Raw genomic sequence first — 17,362 nt, forward strand, 5'->3', positions numbered from 1 at the left:
GCGGCACCGCCCACCCCGAGCTGAAGCTGATCGCCGCCACCTGAGCGCGGCCGCGGGGGCGGGGGGCCCCCCGGGGGGGGCCCGGGCCCCCGCGGGGGGGGGGGGCCGCCCCGCGGGGGTCGGGGGGGCGCCCCGGCCGGGACGACGGGTCGCGGCCGGGACGACCGGGCCTGGGTTCAGGCCTCGTCGAGATCGCCTTCGAGGAAGGCGCGCAGCTCGTCGTCGGAGACCTCGTCGGCCTCCGACGCGGCGGCCGGGCCCGCCGGGTCGGTCAGCGGGGCGCCGTCCAGGCGGTCGAGGAGGCCGCGCAGCCGGGTGCGGAGCTGGTCGTGGAGCGTGTCGTCCACCGCCGCCCCGGTGAACTGGGCTTCGAGGGCGTCGAGTCGGTCGATGAGCGGGGACGTGGCGGGCCGGTCCACCGGGGCGATGCGCTCCAGGAGGTGCGCGGCGAGGCGCTCCGGCGTCGGGTAGTCGAACATCAGGGTCGCGGGCAGTCGTACGCCTGCCAGGGCCCCTATGCGGTTGCGGAGTTCGACGGCGGTCAGGGAGTTGAAGCCGCTGTCCAGGAAGCCTCCTTCGGGGTCGAGGGAGTCCGGGCTGTCGTGGCCGAGGACCAGGGCGGCCTGGGCGAGTACGGCGGTCAGGACCACGGAGTGCCGGTCCGCGGGAGCCAGGTGGACCAGGCGTGCGCTCAGGTCGCCCGCGGCGGGTGCCGACGGGCCGGCCTGCGCCGGCTGCTCCGGGCGCCGGGTGCCACCCCGCACCAGATCACGGACCAGGTCGGGCACCGTGGCGTCGGAGGCGCGCAGGGTGGCCGGGTCGAGGTCGACGGGCGCGTACCAGTGGTCGGGGGCGCGCAGTGCGGTGTCGAGCAGGGTGAGCGCGCGGTCGGTCTCCATGGGGCGCAGTCCGCTGCGGGCGATGCGGCGCAGGTCGGCGTCGCCGAGTTTGCCGGTCATGCCGCTGCGTTCGGCCCACAGCCCCCAGGCGAGCGAGCGGATCCGGCGTTCTGGGGTGTCGTGGCGGGCGGCGAAGGCGTCCAGGAAGGCGTTGGCGGCCGAGTAGTTGCCCTGTCCGACGCCGCCGAGGGTGCCGGCGACCGAGGAGAACAGGACGAGTTCGGTGCCGGTGGCGCGGGTGAGTTCCTCCAGGAGGACGGTGGCGTCGGCCTTGGCGCGCAGCACGGTGTCGAAGCGGTCGGGGGTCAGGGACTGCACGATGCCGTCGTCGAGGACGCCGGCGGTGTGGACGACGGTGGTCAGCGGCCGGTCGGCGGGGACCGCGCGGAGCAGTGCGGTCAGGGCGTCGCGGTCGGCTACGTCGCAGGCGGCGACGGTGACGTGGGCGCCGAGTGCGGTGAGTTCCGCGTGGAGTTCGGGCATGCCGTCTGCGGCGGCGCCGCGCCGGCCGGCCAGGACCAGGGAGCGGACGCCGTGGGCGGTGACGTAGTGGCGGGCGATCCTGCGGCCCAGGACGCCGCCGGCTCCGGTGACCAGGACGGTGCCGTCGCTGGGTGCCCGGTCCGTGGGCTCGGCGAGGAGGTCCGCCGGGCCGACCGGGGTGAGTCGCGGTGCCAGTGCGACGCCGTCGCGCAGCGCGATCTCGCTCTCCTGCCAGGCCGGCACGGAAGCCAGCAGGGCCAGGGAGGCGGGGCTGCCGTCGTGGTCGACGAGGACGAAGCGCCCCGGGTTCTCGGCGCGTGCCGCGCGGACCAGGCCCCAGACGGCGGCCTGGGCGGGGTCGGTGCGCGGCCGGTCGTCGGCGCCGGTGGCGACGGCGTTCCGGGTGAGCACCACGAGGCGGGAGCCGGCGAGCGCGTCCTGCGCGAGCCATTCGGTGACCAGGCGCAGGGTGTGTCCGGTGGTGCGGCGGGTGGCGGCGCCGAGGTCGCCGTCCTCGTGCGTCTCGGGTACGGCGGCGAAGACGGCGTCGGGTACGCCTGTCGCGGCGGTGGCGGTGGCCAGTGCGGCCGGGCCGGTGTGCCGGACGGCGTCCGTGAGGGAGGGGGCCGCGTCGCCGAGGACGTGCGGGAGGCCCGCCGGGTCCGTGCCGCGGGCGGCGGGTGTCCAGCGGATGCGGTGCAGGGCTCCGCGGCCCGGGGCGGCCGGGAGGGCGCTGGTGTCCACGGGCCGCAGCGTGAGGGCGCCGATGTCGGCGACCGGCTGCCCGGCGCCGTCGAGGAGGGCCACCTGGTAGGTGTGTTCGTCGTCGGGGGTGAGGCGCACGCGCAGGGCGGTGGGCCCGGCGCGGTGCACGGTGATGTCCGAGAACGCGAACGGGACGACCGTGTCGCGCTGCTCGGCGGTGTGGAGGGCCACCGTGTGCAGGGCCGCGTCGAGGAGAGCCGGGTGGACGCGGAACCGGTCGGTGCCCTGGAGGTGTTCGCCGTCCTCGGGGGCGATCTCGGCGTACACGGTGTCGCCGTCGCGCCAGGCGGCGCGCAGGCCGCGGAAGGCGGGGCCGTAGGCGAATCCCGCGGCGGCGATGTGCTCGTACAGGCCGTCCACCGGCACCGCGACGGCGCCCGGCGGCGGCCACGCGGCGGGAAGGGGCGCCGGGACGGTGGCCGCGGGGCTGTCGCTGAGGGTGCCTTCGGCGTGCCGGGTCCACGGGCCGGAAGCGTCGGCGGGCCGGGAGTGCACGGTGAGGGCGCGGTCGCCGTCGGCGCCGGCCGCGCCGACGGTGACCTGGAGCTGGACGGCGCCGTCCGCGGGAAGGACGAGCGGTGTCTGCAGGGTGAGGTCCGCGACGCGGACGGCGCCGGTGTGGGCGCAGGCTTCCAGGGCGAGGTCGAGGAAGGCGGTGCCGGGGAAGAGGATCCGGCCGTCGAGCGCGTGGTCGGCGAGCCAGGGCCGGCCGTCCACGGAGACGGTGCCGGTCAGGACGGTCCCGGCGCTCTCGGCGAGCGGGACGGCCGCGGTCAGCAGGCCGTGGTGGACGGCGTCGAGGTCGGCGCGGGTGGTGTCGGCACTCGACTCCAGCCAGTAGCTGCGCCGCTGGAAGGGGTAGGTGGGCAGGTCGGTGCGGCGGGCGCCGGTGGGGGCGAACCAGGTGGCCCAGTCGACGCGGTGGCCGTGGTTGTGCAGCCGGGTGAGGGCGGAGGCCAGCGAGGTCTCCTCCTCGGTGTCGCGGCGCAGGGTGGGCACGAGGGTGGCGTCGCCGTCGACGCAGTCGCCGGCCAGCGCGGTCAGGACGCCACCGGGTCCGATCTCGACGTACGTGGTGACGCCCTGCTCCTCCAGGGCGCGGATGCCGTCGTGGAAGCGGACGCTGTCGCGGACCTGGCGCACCCAGTAGGCGCCGTCGAAGGATTCGTCGGCGGTGACGGGGCGGCCGGTGACGGTGGAGACGACCGGCAGCGCGGCCTCGGCGTGCTGGAGCCGGCCGGTGTGGGCGGCGAACGCGTCGAGCATGCCGTCCATGAGGTGCGAGTGGAAGGCGTGGCTGACGTTGAGGCGGCGCGTCTTGCGTCCCTCGGCGGCCAGTTCGGCGGCGACCGCGGTGACCGCGTCCTCGTCGCCGGACAGGACGGTGGCCTGCGGACCGTTCAGGGCGGCGACGGCGACCCGGCCCGCGTGGGCGGCGAGGAGAGGCGTGACCTCGTCCTCGGCCGCCTGTACGGAGATCATGACACCGCCCGCCGGGAGCCGGCTCATGAGGCGGCCGCGTACGGCGACGAGTTCGCAGGCGTCCTCCAGGGTGAGCACGCCCGCGACGTGGGCCGCGGCGATCTCGCCGACGGAGTGGCCGAGCAGCGCGTCGGGCCGCACGCCGAGGCTCTCCAGAAGCCGGTACAGGGCCACCTGTACGGCGAAGAGTCCGGCCTGTGTGTAGGCGGTGTGGTCGAGCAGGGCGGACTCCGCCGTGCCGGGTTCCGCGAACAGGACGGCACGCAGCGGCAGTTCGAGATGGGCGTCCAGGTGGGCGCAGACCTCGTCGAGGGCGTCGGCGAAGACCTCGTGGCGCTCGTACAGGACGCGTCCGGTGGCGGCCTGCTGGGCGCCCTGTCCGGAGAACAGGAACGCCACCTTGCCGCCGCGGGCGCGGTCCGTGGTGAGCAGCGGGTGTTCGCGACCATCGGCGAGGGCGGTGAGCGCCTCGGTGAGGCGGTCAGTGTCGCCGGTGACGACGGCCGCCCGCTCGTCGTGGTGGGCGCGGGTCGTGGCCAGCGACAGGGCGAGGTCCGCCGGTGCGGCGGCGGGGTGCTGGGCGAGGTGGTCGAGGAGGCGTCGGGCCTGGGCGCGCAGTGCGGCGGTGCCGCGCGCGGAGAGCAGCCAGGGCAGGACACCGTCGGTGCGGCCCGCCGGCCGGGCCGGCTCGACGGCGTCCGGGGCGTCCGGCTCCTGGAGGATGACGTGGGCGTTGGTGCCGGAGACGCCGAACGAGGAGACGCCCGCACGGCGCGGGGTGTCGCCGTGGGTCCAGTCCCGCTCCTCCTGGAGCAGCCGGACCGCTCCGGAGGACCAGTCGATGTGCGGGGAGGGCCGCTCGGCGTGCAGGGTACGCGGCAGGACACCCTGCCGCATCGCCATCACCATCTTGATGACGCCCGCGACACCCGAAGCGGCCTGGGTGTGGCCGATGTTGGACTTCACGGCGCCCAGCCACAGCGGCCGTTCCGCGGGCCGGTCCTGGCCGTAGGTGGCGAGGATCGCCTGTGCCTCGATGGGGTCGCCGAGGCTGGTCCCGGTGCCGTGCGCCTCGACCGCGTCCACATCCTGCGGGCAGAGCCCGGCGGAGGCGAGGGCCTGCCGGATGACGCGCTGCTGGGCGGGACCGCTGGGCGCGGTCAGGCCGTTGGAGGCGCCGTCCTGGTTGACGGCGGACCCGGCCACCATGGCGAGTACGGGGTGTCCGTTGCGGCGGGCGTCGGAGAGGCGCTCAAGGAGGAGCAGGCCCACACCTTCGGCCCAGCCCGCGCCGTCGGCATCCGCGCCGAACGCCTTGCAGCGGCCGTCGGGCGACAGGGCGCGCTGGCGGCTGAACTCGACGAAGGTGTCCGGTGTGGAGATCACGGTGACACCGCCGGCCAGGGCGAGTTCGCACTCCCCCGACCGCAGGGCCTGCACGGCGAGGTGCAGCGCCACCAGGGAGGAGGAGCAGGCCGTGTCGACGGTGACCGCGGGTCCCTCCAGACCGAAGGTGTAGGCGATGCGCCCCGAGGCGACGCTGCCGGCGCTGCCGGTGGCGAGGTAGCCCTCCAGTTCCTCGGGGGCCCGGCGGGCGCGGCTGCCGTAGTCGTTGTAGTTCGAGCCGACGAAGACGCCCGCGCGGGCGCCGCGCAGCCGGTCCGGGTCGATCCCGGCGCGCTCGAACGCCTCCCAGGACGTCTCCAGCAGGAGCCGGTGCTGCGGGTCGATGGCAACGGCTTCACGGGGTGCGATGCCGAAGAAGGCGGGGTCGAACCGGTCGGCGTCGTGCAGGAATCCGCCGTGCCGTGCGTAGGAGTGGCCGAGTCGCTCGGGGTCGGGGTCGTAGAGGTTCTCCACGTCCCAGCCCCGGTCGGCGGGGAAGGGGGTGACGGCGTCGGTGCCGTCGGCGACGAGCCGCCACAGCTCCTCCGGTGAGGTGACCCCGCCCGGGAAGCGGCAGCCCATGGCGACGATGACGACCGGATCGTCGTCCACGGCGGTGGTGGGCAGCTGGGGCAGGGCGTCGCCGGCCGGGTCCGTGCCGAACAGCTCGCTGTCCAGGTGGGCGGCGAGCGCGCTCGCGGACGGGTGGTCGAAGGCGAGGGTGACGGGCAGGCGCAACCCCGTGGCCTCGGCGAACCGGTTGCGCAGTTCCACGGCGGTCAGCGAGTCGAAGCCGAGGTCGCGGAAGGCGCGTCCGTCGGGCACCGCGTCGGCGTCGCCGTGGCCGAGCACCGCGGCGGCCTGGGACCTGACCTCGGCGAGCAGCGCGGCACGGCGCTCCGCGGCCGGCAGGGCGGTGAGGCGCCGCACGAGCGGCGGCCCGTCGACGGTCTCGGTCTCCTTCTGCCGCGCACTGTCGGACGCGGCGGCCCGGCGGGCTTCGGGGAGCTCCCGCAGTGCGGCGAAGGCGCGGGCGGTGATGAGTTTCCAGTCGACGTCGGCGACGATCAGGAACTCCTCGTCCTCGTCGAGCGCCTTCTGCAGGGAGGCGATGGCCAGTTCGGGGTCCATCGGGGGGACGCCGTCGCGGCGCAGCCGCTCCGCGACCTCCTCGCCGACCATGCCGCCGCCGGCCCAGGTGCCCCAGCCGATGGAGGTGGCGGGCAGCCCTTCCGCCCGGCGGCGCGCGGCCAGGGCGTCGAGGAAGGCGTTGGCAGCGGCGTAACTGCCCTGTCCGGGGCCGCCGAGCGTGCCGGCCATGGACGAGAAGAGGACGAACGCGTCGAGGTCGAGGTGGCGGGTGGCGGCGTCGAGGGCGAGCGCGGCGTCGGCCTTGGGCCGCAGGACGCCGTGTGCGCGCTGCGGGGTCAGCGTGTCGATGACACCGTCGTCGATGACGCCCGCGGTGTGCACGACGGCGGTCAGCGTCCCGCCGCCGGGCAGGTCGTCGACGAGCCGCCGCACGGCGTCGGCGTCGGCGACGTCGCAGGCGACGACGGTCACCGCGGCACCCAACTCGGCTACTTCCGCCACGAGTTCATCGGCGCCGGGAGCGTCCGGGCCGCGCCGGGAGGCGAGCACCAGGTGCTCGGCGCCGCCGCGGGCGAGCCAGCGGGCGACGTGCCGGCCGAGGCCGCCGGTCCCTCCGGTGACCAGGACCGTGCCCGAAGGCCGCCAGTTGCCGTCGGGCCGGGGGCCCTGCCCGGCCCGGACGAGCCGGCGGGAGAAGATCCCCGAGGGCCGGACCGCGAGGTGGTCCTCCTCCAGCGCTCCGGAGAGCGCTGTGACCAGCCGGCGCCCGGCACGGGCGTCCAGCGTCTCGGGCAGGTCGATCAGGCCGCCCCAGCGCTGCGGGTACTCCAGGGCGGCGATCCGGCCCAGGCCCCAGTTCATCGCCTGGAGCGGGGTGCGCAGCCGGTCGCCGCGGTGCACGGCGACCGCACCACGGGTCGCGGACCAGAAGGGGCCGCCGACCCGGACGTCACCGAGCGCCTGGAGCAGCGCGGTGGTCAGGACGAGGCCGGTGGGCATGGCCCCTTCGGCGGACCAGGGCGACTCGTCCAGGGCGAGCAGCGAGAGCACGCCCCCGATCTCCACGCCGTCGACGCACCGGCCGACGAGCTCTGCCATGCGGTCGCGTTCCGCGGCATCCCGGTCCGCGACCAGGAGCAGCGCTCCGGCCGACTTCTCGTCGATCACTTCGTGGACCTGTCGCACGAACGGGTCGTCCTCGTGTCCGGCGGGCACGACGACCAGCCAGGTGGCGGAAAGGCCGTCGGCCCGTACGGACCGCTCGGGGCGCGGCTGCCAGGCGACGCGGTAGCGCCACCCGTCGAGGGTGGAGCGGTTGATCCGCTCGCGCCGCCAGGAGGAGAGCGCGGGCACGACCTCGGCCAGCGACCGTACGTCCTCGATCCCGAGGCTCGCGGCGAGCGAGTCCACGTCGTGGCTGTCCACGCTGGCCCAGAACCCGTCGTCCAGCAGGTCGAGGCCGCCGGGAAGCACGTCGCCGGCGCTCTGCCGGACGACCGGCTCCAGCCAGTAGTGGCTGCGCTGGAAGGCGTAGGTGGGCAACTCGACCTGGCGCGGCGACCGGCCCTCGAAGACGGACGTCCAGTCGACGGTGAGCCCCTTGGCCCAGGCCGCACCGAGGGCGAGGAGGAAGCGGTCGAGGCCGCCCTCCCCACGCCGGAGCGACCCGACGACGGGAGCGTCCGAACCGGCCGCCTCCACGGTCTCGGCGACCGGCACGGTCAGCACCGGGTGCGGGCTCATCTCCAAAAACGCGCCATGGCCCTCGGCGACGAGCTTCGCGACGACAGGCGCCAACTGAACGGTCTGCCGCAGATTGCGATACCAGTACCGGCCATCCGTCTGACCCGGCTCGACCCACTCCCCCGTCACCGTCGACAGGAACGGCACGGACGGCTCCAAGGCCGTCACCGAGCCGAGCAACTCCGCCAACTCAGCCTCGATGGCCTCCACATGAGCCGAATGCGAGGCGTAGTCGACCTCGATCCGACGCACCCGGATGCCGTTGCCGTCGGCGTGCGCCACCAGTTCGTCCAGCGCATCCGCGTCACCCGAGACCACGGTCGACGTAGGTCCGTTCACCGCCGCCACCGACACCCGCCCCGGCCAACGATCCGCCAACTCCCGGGCACCCTCAGCGGGCAGCGCGACCGAAACCATGCCACCACGACCAGCCAACGCCACGATCGCCCGCGACCTAAGCGCCACCACCCGCGCACCATCCACCACACTCAACGCACCCGCCACCACCGCAGCAGCAATCTCACCCTGCGAATGCCCCACCACCGCAGCCGGCTTCACACCGAAGGACTCCCACAACGCGGCCAACGACACCATCACCGCCCACAACACCGGCTGCACCACATCCACCCGGTCAAACCCCGGCGCACCCTCCACCCCCCGCACCACATCCACCAACGACCAGTCGACGAACTCGCCCAACGCGGCAGCACACTCCTCGAACCGCCCCGCGAACACCGGCGACGCGTCCAGCAACTCGACCGCCATCCCCACCCACTGCGCCCCCTGCCCCGGAAACACGAAGACGGGCCGAACGGTCTCGCCGCTGTGCGGGGTGGTGCCCCGGGCGACGTTCGTGTCGGCGGTGCCGGTGGCCAGGGCCCGGAGGCCGTTCAGCAGGGTGGTGCGGTCGGTGCCGACGACGACGGCGCGCTCTTCGAGAGCGGCCCGGCCGGTCAGGAGAGAGTGGGCGATGTCGAGCGGGTCGGGGTCTGTCCCCTCCAGCCGGCTCAGCAGCCGTACGGCCTGCTCGCGCAGTGCGGCCTGGGAGCGGGCGGAGACCAGCCAGGGGACGGTCACCGTGTCCTGGTCGGCTGCCGGTGCCGCTTCCCTTTCCTCAGCGGGCTCCGGCTCTTCGAGGATGACGTGGGCGTTGGTGCCGCTGACGCCGAAGGAGGAGACGCCCGCACGGCGCGGCCGGCCGTCGTTCCGCTCCCAGGGGCGCGGCTCGGTGAGAATCCGGACCTGTCCGGCGGACCAGTCGACGAACGGGGTGACCTCGTCGGTGTGCAGGGACTTGGGCAGGGTGCCGTGCCGCATGGCCTGCACCATCTTGATGATCCCGGCCATGCCGGACGCGGCCTGCGTGTGCCCGATGTTCGACTTCACCGACCCCAGCCACAACGGCCGCTCGGCAGCACGCTCCTGACCGTAGGTGGCCAGCAGCGCCTGCGCCTCGATCGGGTCACCCAGCTTCGTACCCGTGCCGTGCGCCTCGACCGCGTCCACGTCCGCGGCCGACAGGCCCGCGTCCGCCAACGCGGTGCGGATGACGCGCTGTTGGGAGAGACCGTTGGGGGCGGTGAGACCGTTGGAAGCGCCGTCCTGGTTGATGGCGGAGCCGCGGACGACGGCCAGGACCCGGTGGCCTTTGGCCCGCGCGTCCGACAGCCGCTCCAGGAGCAGGACACCCACGCCCTCGGCCATGCCCATGCCGTCGGCGCCCGCGCCGAACGCCTTGCAGCGGCCGTCCACGGCGAGGCCGCGCTGGCGGCTGAAGCCGACCAGGCCGATCGGCTCGCCCATGACGGCGGCGCCGCCGGTCAGCGCGAGGGAGCACTCGCCGGACCGCAGGGAGCGCATGGCCACGTGCATGGCGACGAGTGCCGAGGAGCACCCGGTGTCCATGGTCACGGCCGGCCCTTCGAGACCGAGGGTGTACGAGATCCGGCCGGACGCGATGCTGGTGACGGTGCCGGTGATCAGGTGGCCTTCGAGGCCCTCGGGGACCTCGCCGGTCGCTCCGTAGCCCTGGTGGGAGACGCCGACGAAGACGCCGGTGTCGCTGCCGCGCAGGCTGTCCGGCGCGATGCCGGCCCGCTCCAGGGTCTCCCAGGAGGTTTCGAGGAGGAGGCGCTGCTGCGGGTCCATCGCGGTCGCCTCACGCGGCGAGATGCCGAAGAAGGCGGCGTCGAACTCGCCCGCGTCGTGCAGGAATCCGCCGTCGCGGGCGTACGTGGTGCCCGCGCGGTCGGGGTCGGGGTCGTACAGGTCCGCCACGTTCCAGCCGCGGTCGGCCGGCAGCGGGGATATCGCGTCGGTCCCGTCGAGGACGAGCCGCCAGAAGTCATCGGGCGAGTGCGCGCCGCCGGGGAAGCGGCAGCCCATGGAGACGATCGCGATCGGCTCGTCCTCGTGCGCGGGGCGGGCCGCCGGTACGGCGGGGAGGGCCGCGGGCTGCTCGTCGGCGCTGTCCTCGACGAGGTGTCCGCGCAGGTGGCGTACGAGGTCCCGGACGTTGGGGTGGTCGAAGACGATGGTGGCGGGCAGGGCAAGGCCGGTCGCTTTGTTGAGGCGGTTGCGCAGTTCGACGGCCGTGAGGGAGTCGAAGCCGAGTTCGCGGAAGGCGCGGGTGGCGGCGACGTCGTTGCCGTCGGCGTAGCCGAGGACGGCGGCGACCTGGGTGCGGACCACGTCGGTGAGGGCCCGGTCGCGGTCGGCGGCGGGCAGGGCGGCGAGTTCCGCGCGCAGTCCGCCGCGCCGGTCGGCGGCATCATCGAGGACGGCCTCGTCGGCCTTCATCGCCGCGGCGACCTCGGGCACCTCGTGGAGCAGCGGCCGGGGGTGGGCGGCCGTGAAGACGGGGACGAAGCGCTCCCAGTCGATGTCGGCGACGGCGAGGAAGGTCTCGTCGTGGTCGAGGGCCTGCTGAAGCCCGCCGACGGCAAGGTCGGCGTCCATGAACGGGATGCCGCGCCAGCGCAGTTGCTCTCGTACGACGTTGACGGCCATGCCGCCGCCCTCGGGGCTCCAGATGCCCCACGCCAGGGATGTTCCGGTCAGGCCGCGTGCTCTGCGGTTCTCGGCGAGGGCGTCGACGTAGGCGTTCGACGCGGAGTAGGCGCCGTGGTCGCCGCTGCCCCAGGTGCCGGCGACGGACGAGTACAGGACGAAGGCGTCGAGGCGGTCGTGGTCGAAGAGGGCGTCGAGGTTGGCCGCGCCGAGCAGCTTCGCGCGGGCGCCCTCGGCGAAGAAGTCGAGGTCGGTGTCGGCGAGCGGCGCGAGCATGCCGACGCCCGCGGTGTGGACGACGGTGCGGATGGCGGGCCCGTCGGACTCGGCCTGTTCGACGAGGCGGCGCAGCGCGTCCCGGTCGGCGACGTCGCAGGCGGCGACCGTGACCCGGCAGCCGAGGCCGGTCAGCTCCCGCTCCAGTTCGGCCGCGCCGGGCGCGTCGGAGCCGTGGCGGCTGGTGAGGACGAGGTGCTCGGCGCCGCTGCGGGCGAGGAGCCGGGCGGTGTGGGCGCCGAGGCCGCCGGTGCCGCCGGTGACGAGCGCGGCTCCGCGGGTGCGCCAGGTGCGCGGGGCGCTCCGGCCGGCGAGCGGCGCGCGGACCAGGCGCCGGACGTGCGCGTCGGGCCCGCGCAGGGCGACCTGGTCCTCGTCGCCCTGCGCGGCGAGGAGGGCGACCAGTCCGTGTGCGGTGTCGTCGTCCACGTCGGCGGGCAGGTCGATCAACCCGCCCCAGCGGCGTGGCTGTTCGAGGGCGACGACGCGGCCGAGGCCCCAGAGCGCGCCTTGCACCGGGTGGTCGACGGTGTCCCCGTGGGCGCCGGTGGCGACGGCTCCGCTGGTGAGGAACCACATCTTGGCGTCGATGTCGGCGTCGAGCAGCCCTTGGACGAGCAGCAGCGAGGAAACCATGGCCGAGGTCGCGCCGGAGTGCGCGGGCGCCGGGGACTCGTCGAGGGCGAGGAGCGAGACGACGCCTCGTACGGAACCGGTCTCGGTCTGGGCGACCGCGGCGGTGAGCCGGGCGGCGATCTGCGCGCGGTCCAGGTCGTCGGCGGCCATGACGAGGGTGACGACGCTCGCCCCGGCCCTGTTCAGTGCCCCGGCGACGCCGCTGACCAGCGGTGATCCCAGTCGCTCCGCGGGCACGGCGAGCAGCCAGGTGCCGTCGGGCGAGCCGCTCTCGGGCAGCCGGTAGGGCCGCCACACGACCCGGTAGCGCCAGCTGTCGAGCCGGGCGCGGTCCTGCCGTCCCCGGTGCCAGGCGGAGAGCGCGGGAACGAGGTCGCCGAGTCCGTCGGTGTCCTCGAGCCCGAGCGTGCCGGCGAGCGCCTGCAGATCGCCTTCTTCGACGCTGCGCCAGAACTGTTCCTCCGCGGGGTCCGCGGCGGCCTGCGTCTTGGGCAGGTCGAGCCAGTAGCGGCTGCGCTGGAACGCGTAGGTCGGCAGGTCGACGCGGCGCGGCGACAGCTCCTTGAAGGCGGCGGTCCAGTCGACGGTGACGCCCTTCGCCCAGGCCTCGCCAAGGGAGAGATAGATGCGGTCGAGGCCGCCCTGCTCGCGGCGCAGGGACCCGACGACGGGGGCGTCCGAACCGGCCGCCTCCACGGTCTCGGCGACCGGCACGGTCAGCACCGGGTGCGGGCTCATCTCCAGGAACGCGCCATGGCCCTCGGCGACCAGTGTGGTGACGGCAGGCGCCAGTTGCACGGTCTGCCGGAGGTTGCGGTACCAGTAGCGGCCGTCGGTGACAGCGGAGTCGATCCACTCCCCCGTCACCGTGGACAGGAACGGCACGACCGGCTCCAAGGCCGTCACCGAGCCGAGCACCTCGGCCAACTCAGCCTCGATAGCCTCCACATGAGCCGAATGCGAGGCGTAGTCAACCTCGATCCGACGCACCCGGATGCCGTTACCGTCGGCGTACGCCACCAGCTCGTCCAGCGCATCCGCGTCACCCGAAACCACCGTCGACGAAGGCCCGTTCACCGCCGCCACCGACACCCGCCCCGGCCAACGACCGGCCAACTCCCGGGCACCCTCAGCGGGCAGCGCGACCGAGACCATGCCACCACGACCGGCCAGCGCCACGATCGCCCGCGACCTAAGCGCCACCACCCGCGCACCATCCACCACACTCAACGCACCCGCCACCACCGCAGCAGCGATCTCACCCTGCGAGTGCCCTATGACCGCGGCCGGCTTCACACCGAAGGACTCCCAGAGCGCGGCCAGCGACACCATCACCGCCCACAACACCGGCTGCACCACATCCACCCGGTCAAACCCAGGCGCACCCTCCACCCCCCGCACCACATCGACCAACGACCAGTCGACGAACTCGTCCAACGCGGCAGCACACTCCTCGAACCGCGCCGCGAACACCGGCGACGAATCGAGAAGCTCCACCGCCATCCCCACCCACTGCGCCCCCTGCCCCGGGAACACGAAGACGGGGTCCAGGCGCTCGCTCTCGGCAAGGCCGCGGGCGGTGGTCGCGGGCTGCTCGCCCCGGGCCAGGGCCCGCAGGGAGTCGAGCAGTGCGGCGGGGTCGGCGCCGACGACGACGGCACGCTCCTCCAGTGCGGCGCGGCCGGTGGCGAGGGTGTGGGCGACGTCCACGGCGGACAGGCCGGCGGATGCGACGCGGTCGGCCAGCCGTCCGGCCTGCTCCCGCAGTGCGGCTTCCGAGCGGGCCGACAGCAGCCAGGGCAGGACGACGTCGGCGGTCCCGGTCTGCCCGGCCGTTCCCTCACGCTCGGCGGGTTCGGGGGCCGGCGCCTGTTCGAGGACGACGTGCGCGTTGGTGCCGCTGCCGCCGAAGGAGGAGACGCCGGCCCGGCGCGGCCGGCCGCTCGCGGGCCAGTCGACGGCTTCGGTCAGCAGGCGCAGGGTGCCGGAGGACCAGTCGACGTGCGGGGTGGGTTCGTCGCCGTGCAGCGACTTGGGGGCCACGCCGTGCCGCAGCGACTCGACCATCTTGATGACGCCGGCGACACCGGACGCGGCCTGCGTGTGGCCGACGTTGGACTTCAGGGAGCCGATCCACAGCGGGTGGTCGGCGTCGCGTTCCTTGCCGTAGGTGGCCAGCAGCGCCTGGGCCTCGATCGGGTCGCCGAGCTTGGTGCCCGTGCCGTGCGCCTCGACCACGTCGACGTCCGCCGCCGTCAGGCCCGCGTCGGAGAGGGCCGCGCGGATGACGCGCTGCTGGGACGGCCCGTTCGGCGCGGTCAGGCCGTTCGACGCACCGTCCTGGTTGATGGCCGAACCCCGGATGACCGCGAGGACCTGATGGCCGTTGGCCCGCGCGTCCGACAGCCGCTCCAGGAGCAGGACACCTACGCCCTCGCCCCAGCCGGTGCCGTCGGCGCCGGCGGCGAAGGGCTTGCAGCGGCCGTCGGCGGCCAGTCCGCGCTGGCGGCTGAACTCGATGAAGTTGCGCATGCTGGCCATGACGGTGACACCGCCCGCGACGGCCATGGAGCATTCGCCGGAGCGCAGGGCCCGCACGGCGAGGTGGAGGGCCACGAGCGAGGAGGAGCACATGGTGTCGAGGCTGACGGCCGGGCCCTCGAAGCCGAAGTTGTAGGCGATGCGGCCGGACAGGACGGCGGCGGACCCGCCGGTCAGCAGGTGCCCCTCGATGCCCTCGGGAGCGCGGGTGCCGTCCGGGGCGTACGCCTGGTTGCTGGCGCCGACGAAGACACCGGTGGCGCTGCCCCGCAGGGTGGTCGGGTCGATGCCGCCGCGTTCGAACGCCTCCCAGGTGGTCTCCAGGAGGAGCCGCTGCTGCGGGTCCATGGCGGTGGCCTCACGCGGTGATATCTCGAAGAAACCGGCGTCGAACTCGGCCGCGTCGTGGAGGAAGGCGCCCTGGCGGACGTAACTGGTCCCGATGCGCTCGGGGTCGGGGTCGTACAGCGCGTCGATGTCCCAGCCGCGGTCGGAGGGCAGGTCCGAGACGGTGTCGACGCCGTCGGCGACGAGCCGCCACAGTTCCTCGGGGCTGCGCACCCCGCCGGGCAGGTGGCAGGCGGTGGCCACGATGGCGACGGGCTCGTGCGCCCGCGTCTCCAGGTCGGTGAGCCTGCCGCGGGTCTGCCGCAGGTCCGTGGTGACGCGCTTGAGGTACTCCCGCAGCTTGTCCTCGGTGGTGTCCGTGTTGGCCATGCCAGTCAGCCCTTCGCGCTTCGAGAATCGGGATGTCGTGTCGGGGACCGCTCAGGAGATCCCGAGTTCCTTGTCGATCAGGTCGAACATGTCCTGGTCGGAGGCGCCGACCAGTTCCTCGTCCACGGCGTCGACGGCGCCGGCGGGGTCGACGGACGGCAGCGGCGGCGCGTCCGTCGACGCGGCCCAGGAGTCGAGCAGACCGCGCACCGCGGCGGCGAGTTCCCGCCGGCCGGCCGGGTCCGGGTCGCCGCGGTAGGCGGCCTCGATCTCCCGGAGCCGGGGGTCGAGGCCGGCGTCGTCGCCGGCACCGGCCGGGAACAGCTCCGCGCCGAGGTGGTCGGCGAGCGCGTTCGGTGTGGGGTGGTCGAAGACGAGCGTCGCGGAGAGTCTGGTGCCGAGCGCGGCGCCGAGCCTGTTGCGCAGTTCCAGGGCGGTCAGGGAGTCGAAGCCCATGTCGCGGAACGCCTGGCCGGGCTTGACCGCCTCACCCGGTCCGGAGCCGAGCACCGCGCTCACGTGGGTGCGGATCAGTTCGGCCAGCCGGCGCCTGCGCTTGGCCGGGGGCAGCGCGGTCAGCTCGGCGCGCGGCCCGCTCACGGCCGGGGCCCCGTCCGCCGCTCGCGCGGCGGCGTCCTCGGTCTGCTGAGCGGCCTGGGCGGCCGCGAATGCCTGGACGTCCGGGATCTCGTCGAGGAGCGGACGGTGCCCGTGGGCGCAGTAGGCCGGGACGAAACGGTCCCAGCGGATGTCCGCCACGACGACGGTCGCGTCGTCCGCCGTCACCGCTTCGCGCAGGGCGCGGGCGGCGAGCCGCGGCTCCATCGCGGGCACGCCGCGCCTCAGCAGCTGCTCCCCCACCTCAGCGTCGACCATGCCGCCGCCCGCCCAGGCACCCCACGCGACGGAGGTCGCGGGCAGCCCAGCAGCTCGGCGGCGCTCGGCGAGGGCGTCGAGGTGGGCGTTGGCCGCCGCGTACGGTGCCTGTCCGCCGTTGCCCCAGACACCGGCGCCGGAGGAGAAGAGCACGAACGCGTCCAGGGGGTGCCCGGCGAGCAGTTCGTGCAGATTCTGGGCACCGACGACTTTCGCGTGCATCAGGTCGACCGCCTCGCCCGCCTCGACCTCGGTCAGCGGCCGCGCCTGGTCGACGGCGCCCGCGGTGTGCACGACCGCCGTCAGCGCGGGCTCGGCCGGAAGACCGTCCAGGAGCGCGGCGAGCGCGTCCCGGTCGGCGACGTCGCAGGCGGCGATCGTGACCCGGCAGCCGAGGCCGGTCAACTCCCGTTCCAGCGCCTCCGCTCCGGGCGCGTCGGGGCCGCGCCTGCTGGTGAGCACGAGGTGCTCGGCGCCCTCGCGGGCGAGGTCCCGGGCGACGTGGGCGCCGAGCGCGCCGGTGCCGCCGGTGACCAGCACGGTCCCGCGGGGTTGCCACCCGGACGGCCTGGCGAGGCCCGCGCCGCCGAGCGGCGAGCGCACCATGCGGCGGACCCGGACGCCCGTGGGACCGGCCCGCAGCGCGAACTCGCTCTCGCCGCCCGGAGCGCCGGGAGCCGTGCCGCCGGTCAGCAGCGCGGGCAGGTGGGACAGCACGTCGGCGGCACCGTCGGCGGGAAGGTCGACCAGGCCGCCGGCCCGCTCGGGGTCGTCGAGCGCGGCGACCCGGAGCAGGCCCCACACGGCGGCCTGCTCCGCGTTGGGTGCCTGTCCGTCACCGGCGTCGACCGTCACGGCTCCGCGCGTCAGCGTCCACAGTCCGGCCCGGACACCGGCGTCGGTGAGGGCCTGGCTCAACGCCATGGACGCCAGCAGCCCCTTGGAGACCCCGGGGCTGCGCTTGTCCGGTTCGTCGTCGAGGGCGAGCAGGGACAGCACTCCCGCCGGTCCGCCTCCCGCGTCCAGGACGGCCGCGTCGAGCAGCTCGGCGAGGACCACACGGTCCGCTTGTTCGGGTACGACGACGGGTACGACGCCTGCGCCCGACTGCTCCAGCACACGGCGGGTCCGCGCCGTGAGGTCGTCACCGTCTCGGCCCTCGGGCACGACGAGCAGCCAGTCGCCGCCGAGGCCGGCCCCACTGCCGGGAGTGGCGAACGGCCTCCACACCACGCGGTAGGCCCAGCTGTCGAGCGTCTCCCGCTCGCGGCGGGTGGTGCGCCAGGTGGCCAGCGCGGGAACGACCGCCTCCAGCCCCTCCCGGACCCCGAGCGAACCGGCGAGCGCATCCAGGTCGCCCTCCTCCACGGACCGCCAGAACTCCTCCTCCACCCGGTCAGCACTGACCTGCACCTTCGGCACATCAAGCCAGTACCGGCTGCGCTGGAAGGCATAAG

Annotated in this window: 2 protein-coding genes; both read right to left on the reverse strand. The window is 74.7% G+C overall.

Translation table 11 applies throughout. From position 1 onward, the window contains the following. Positions 1-176: 176 nt before the first annotated feature. On the reverse strand, positions 177-15,029 hold the full coding sequence (locus ABZY33_RS34025) for a type I polyketide synthase (RefSeq protein WP_356495580.1): 14,853 nt from the start codon (positions 15,027-15,029) through the stop codon (positions 177-179). A 51-nt stretch (positions 15,030-15,080) separates the two neighbouring features. Then, positions 15,081-17,362, reverse strand: a 2,282-nt coding sequence (locus ABZY33_RS34030; RefSeq protein ID WP_356495581.1) for an SDR family NAD(P)-dependent oxidoreductase, incomplete at its 5' end; no start/stop codon positions are given.

It is taken from the genome of Streptomyces sp. NPDC006552 (assembly GCF_040611655.1).
Classification (GTDB): Bacteria; Actinomycetota; Actinomycetes; order Streptomycetales; family Streptomycetaceae; genus Streptomyces.

Coding starts and splice junctions, on each gene's coding strand:
- ABZY33_RS34025 (WP_356495580.1), bottom strand. CDS start 15,029: ATGGCCAACACGGACACCACCGAGGACAAGCTGCGGGAGTACCTCAAG.